At 73.6% G+C, this 5064-nt stretch carries 3 protein-coding genes; all 3 read right to left on the bottom strand.

Annotation, left to right across the window (positions count from 1 at the left end; genetic code table 11):
* Positions 1-782 (bottom strand): ATP-dependent Clp protease ATP-binding subunit ClpX (gene clpX, locus ACFWH7_RS17820; protein WP_378218454.1); only part of this gene is annotated, 782 nt, incomplete at its 3' end.
* A gap of 121 nt (positions 783-903) precedes the next feature.
* The gene (locus ACFWH7_RS17815) at positions 904-3741 is read right to left on the bottom strand and encodes a cation-translocating P-type ATPase (protein WP_378218452.1); all 2838 of its coding nucleotides are present in this window, start codon (positions 3739-3741) and stop codon (positions 904-906) included.
* 82 nt (positions 3742-3823) lie between these two features.
* Positions 3824-5064 (bottom strand): cell division protein ZapE (gene zapE, locus ACFWH7_RS17810; RefSeq protein ID WP_378218450.1); only part of this gene is annotated, 1241 nt, incomplete at its 5' end.

The following is a 5064-nucleotide window of genomic DNA, read 5'->3' as shown; positions in this document are numbered from 1 at the left end:
TGATGCGGATGCTTACGACCACCCTGCGGCGGCACCGACGCGCTCGTGCCCTCGATGATCTTCAACAACGCCTGCTGCACACCCTCACCCGACACGTCACGCGTGATCGACGGGTTCTCCGCCTTACGAGCCACCTTGTCGATCTCGTCGATATAGATGATGCCCGTCTCGGCCTTCTTCACGTCGAAGTCCGCCGCCTGCACCAGCTTCAACAGAATGTTCTCCACGTCCTCACCGACATACCCCGCCTCGGTGAGCGCCGTCGCGTCCGCGATCGCGAACGGCACGTTCAACATCCGCGCCAACGTCTGCGCCAGATACGTCTTGCCCGTCCCCGTCGGACCGATCAGAAGAATGTTCGACTTCGCCAGCTCCACGTAGTCCGGGTCGTCGGTCGCGGGGGCATCGCCGGCCTCCTCGGCGGCAGCGGCGGCGCGGACGCGCTTGTAGTGGTTGTGCACCGCGACGGCGAGCGCGCGCTTGGCGCCGTCCTGCCCCACCACGTAGCGGCTGAGGTGCGCGAAGATCTCGTGCGGCGTCGGGAGGGGGCCGTCGCCGGTCACGACGTCCTGCGACGCGCTCTCGGCCTCGCGGTCCTCCTCGACCATCTCGAGGCACAGCGCCACGCACTCGTCGCAGATGAACACGCCCGCAGGCCCGGCGATGAGCCGCTTCACCTGGCGCTGGGACTTGCCGCAGAAGGAGCACGTGAGCGCGTCCGCCGCGCGTGGTCCGCGCTGGCCGCGGGGAGCGCCGTCGTCGGTGCCGTCGGAGCGTGCCACAGGGGCCTCCAGTCGGTGGGGGTAGCGGTCGACTGCGGCCGATCGTAGCCCGCGCCCACGACAACGCGGACGCGCCCTGGCCGGGCCCCCTTCGGCGCCGGGCCCAGGAGGCGGCTACGGGTCAGGGCCCCGCGGCGGGGGTGACCTCGCGGGCGCGGACGGGCGCGACGACGTCGCGCACGTCGGCCGGCGCCGCCCGGCCCGCCGCGCGACGACGCGCCGCCGCGCGGCGCAGCCACTTGTCCGCCTCGACGACGAGGGGGACGACCAGCGACACGACGAGGCACGCGAGCCACTGCCCGGAGGTCAGGCTCGTCGTCTCGAGCAGCTCCTGGAGGATGCGCGACTCGACCATGAGGAGCGTGAGCACGACCGGGATCGTGAAGATGAGGAGCGCCTTGAGCACGGGGGCCGCGAGCCCGGACTCCGGGTCGCGCCGCATCGCCAGGCCACCGAAGACCGACCCGAGCGCCATGACGACGAACGCCATCGTCACCGGCACCGACGGGCCGTCGGAGCGCATCTCGCCGGGGGCGAGGAGGAGAGTCGCGAGCGTGACCCCGAACAGCACGGCCCCGTAGAGGAGCCACCGGCTCACGGCCTGCGGGTTGGTGATCGTGACCTTCGGGTCGCGCGGGGGCCGGCTCATGAGCGCCTCGCTCGGCGGGTCGAGCATGATGACGATCACCGGGAACAGCGTGACGAAGAAGTTGAGGAACAGCACCATGAGCGGCGACAGGGGCACGCCGTCGTTGATGTCGAAGACGCTCGCCGTGAGGAACAGCAGCACGAGCCCGAACAGCCCCGCCATCTGGTAGCGCACGTAGGACACGATCTTCTCGTAGATGCTGCGGCCCAGGCGGATCGCGGTGACGAGCGTGCCGAAGTTGTCGTCGGTGAGGATCATCTTCCCGGCCTGCTTGGTGACCTCGCTGCCGGATCCCATCGCGACGCCGATGTCGGCCTGCTTGAGCGCGGCGGCGTCGTTCACGGCGTCGCCCGTCATCGCGACGACGAGGCCCTCCTGCTGCATGAGCCGCGCGAGGCGCAGCTTGTCCTGCGGCGTGACGCGGCCGAACACGTGGAGGTTCGGCAGCGCGGCGAGGAGCTCGTCGTCGGTCATGGCCTGGATGTCGGCGCCCGACGCCGCGCCCGGCCCGAGCCCGAGCTCCTTGCCGATCGCCGCGGCGGTGATCGCGTGGTCGCCCGTGATCATGCGGACGTCGATCCCTGCACCGTGCGCGACGCGCACGGCCTCGACCGACGACGGCCGCAGCGGGTCGATGATGCCGACGAGCCCGACGAACACGAGGTCGGTCACGAACGACATGGGGTCGGCCTGCACGTCGGCGTCCGTCACGTCGAGCCGGCGCACCGCGAACGCGAGGACGCGCAGTCCCTTCTCCGACAGCTCGCGGTTGGCGGCGAGGACGTCGTCGCGCGCCTCGTCGATCGGGACCACCGTCCCGTCGGGTCGCAGGACGCCGGAGCAGCGCGCGAGCACGACGTCGGGCCCGCCCTTGACGATCCCGGCGAGCCGCGGCTCGCCGTCGACCGGGACGTGGTGGAACGTCGCCATGAACTTGTAGTCGGAGTCGAACGGGACCTCGGCGACGCGCGGGTACGCGCGGCGTGTCTCCTGGGCGTCGACGCCCATCTTGGCCGCCAGCACGACGAGCGCCGCCTCGGTCGGGTCGCCGACGACGTCGCCGGCGTCGGACACGGTGGCGTCGCTGTCGAGGCACAGCCCGTACGCGAGGTAGGTGAAGTCAGGCGTCGCGCTCCCGGCGGCGTGCCGGATCGAGCCCTGCTTGGCGTAGCCCTCGCCGGCGACGGAGTACCACTCGCCCCGGAAGTACAGCGACCGCACGGTCATCTGGTTCATGGTGAGCGTGCCGGTCTTGTCCGAGTTGATGGCGCTCGTGGCGCCCAGCGTCTCGACGTCCGTGAGGTTCTTGACGACGGCCTTCGCGGCCGCGAGCTGCTTGGCCCCGTACGCGAGCATCCCCTGCACGAACGTCGGCAGGCTCGTGGGGATCGCGGAGATCGCCATGGAGATGCCGAGGAGCAGCAGGGCGGTGAGGCTCTGCCCGCGCAGGAGCCCGATGATCACGATGATCGCGACCGCCCCCCACGCGACGATCCCGAGGACCTTCGTGAGCGAGTCGAGCTCGCGCTGGAGCGGCGAGCGGGCCGTCTTCACGGCGGAGAGCATGGTCGCGATCCGGCCCATCTGCGTCGTCATGCCGGTCTCGGTCACGACGACGGTCGCCGTCCCGCGGGTGACGGACGTGTTCTGGAACACCATGTTCACGCGGTCGCCGAGCGCGACGTCGGCGGACGCGAGCGCGGGAGCCGACTTGCCGATCGGTGCGCTCTCGCCCGTGAGCGCGGCCTCCTGCGTCTCGAGCGTCGCCGACCGCAGGATGCGCCCGTCCGCCGGCACGATGTCGCCGGCCTCGAGCTGCACGACGTCGCCGGCGACGAGGTCCACCGCGGGCACGCTCGCGACGGAACCGCCGCGCACGACGCGTGCCTGCGGCGTCTGGGTCCGCGCGAGCGCGTCGACCGTCGCGCGCGCCTGGATCTCCTGCCGCGTGCCGAGCACGACGTTGAGCACGACCAGCAGCGCGACGATCACGCCCACCGGGATCTCCCCGATGACGACGCTGACCACCGCGACCGCGACGAGCATGATGTTCATCGGGTCGGCGAGCTGGCCGAGCAGGATGCGCCACCGGGACGGCGGCGGCTCGGCGACGATCTCGTTGGGGCCGTCGCGGTCGAGCCGGGCGCGCGCCTCGGCGACCGTGAGGCCGTCGGTCGCGTCGGACCCGACGGCGGCGACGACGGCGTCGGCCTCCTGCGCGTACCAGGCCGGGGTGTCGGCGGTCTCGGAGCCGGACGTCGTGGGGGAGCCGGAGCCGTGCAGGCCGGCCTCCGGGGCCGTAGCGCTCATGGCCGGATCATGGCACCGACGGTGGGCGACGGCGCGCGGAAGGCACGGCGCACGACGACTGTCCCGCCGGGCCGGCCCCGTGTCAGCCCGCGAGCAGCAGCAGGCGGCTCGTCATCCGGAACGCGTCGGGTCGGTCGGGGAGCGCACCTCGGAAGGTCGCGAGGTCGTGGGGCGACGTGACGACGAGCTCGACGTCCGCGTCGACGAGCACGTCCACGACCGCGATGAACCGCTGCTGCGCCTCGCGGTCCACGTCGGTGAGGAGCGGGACGTCGGTCACGACCCAGCGGCGGAAGCGCGCGGCCCAGTCGAGGTACTCGAGGGTGGACGTCGGGCGGCCGGCGAGGTCCTCGAAGGTCACCCACAGCTCGGGGCCGCTGTCGCCGTCGCCCGCGTGGACCGCGGTGACCTCGAAGGACCGCGACCCCGTGCGGACGACCGCCCGCGACCCCGGGGCGGGGGCGACGAGCCCGCGGTCGGCGAGCTGCGCCGTCGTGCCGGGGCGGAGCCACGCGCCCGCGGCGAACCCTCCGCGCCCGCGACCCCCGAGCGCCCGGTAGTCGGTCGGCCCGGCGAGCTCGACCACGTCGAGGTGCGCCCGCAGGAGCGCGATCCCCGGCTCGGCGAGGTGGTGCCACAGCGGGTTCGGCAGCAGCGCGCCCGGCTCGTAGTTCGACGTCGCGAGCACGACGACCCCCGACGCGAACGCGCGGCGCAGGAGCCGGGTGAGCAGGGTCGCGTCGCCGGTGTCGTGGAGGTGGAGCTCGTCGAGGTAGAGCAGCGTCGTCCCGCGCAGGAGGTCGTCGATCGCGGCGTCGACGGCGCCGGGGCGTGGCTCCGGCGACTCCTCGGGCGGCCCGGGCGGCGTCGGATCCGCGACCGGCGCGGTCGCCCGGGTGCGCCACCCGCGCGTCGGGCCGCCCTGCCCGACGGCGGGGCGCGGCCCGGCGAGGGCCCTCACCCGCTGGGCGTGGATCGCCGCGTGCAGCTCGCGGAACAGGTCGTACACGTGGACCCGCTTGGCCGCGCCGGCGGGGAGCCCGGCAGCGACGGCCGCGAAGAACGCTCCCGCCAGCCACGACTTCCCCCGCCCCGCGGGCCCCCACACGTACAGCCCGCGGACGGGGCGGCGTCGGGCCCCGGCGAGGTCGTCGCCGAGTCGCGCGAGCCGGTCGAGGAGCGCGGACTGGTCCGGGTCGAGCGCGAACCCGTCGCGCGCCGCCGCCGGCGGCGCCCCGCCCCCCGGGGGGCCGGGCGGGGGGGCCCCCCTGGGCGCCCCGGGTCCTACCCCCCGCGCCCCCGACGCAGAGTCCTGGAACCAGG

This window comes from Cellulosimicrobium cellulans (assembly GCF_042723955.1).
Classification (GTDB): Bacteria; Actinomycetota; Actinomycetes; order Actinomycetales; family Cellulomonadaceae; genus Cellulosimicrobium; species Cellulosimicrobium cellulans_H.
This window is presented reverse-complemented; position numbering and strand designations above follow the sequence as displayed.

Bases quoted from the DNA above. Each gene is read 5' to 3' on its own strand.
- ACFWH7_RS17815 (WP_378218452.1), bottom strand. From the start codon at position 3,741: ATGAGCGCTACGGCCCCGGAGGCCGGCCTGCACGGCTCCGGCTCCCCC.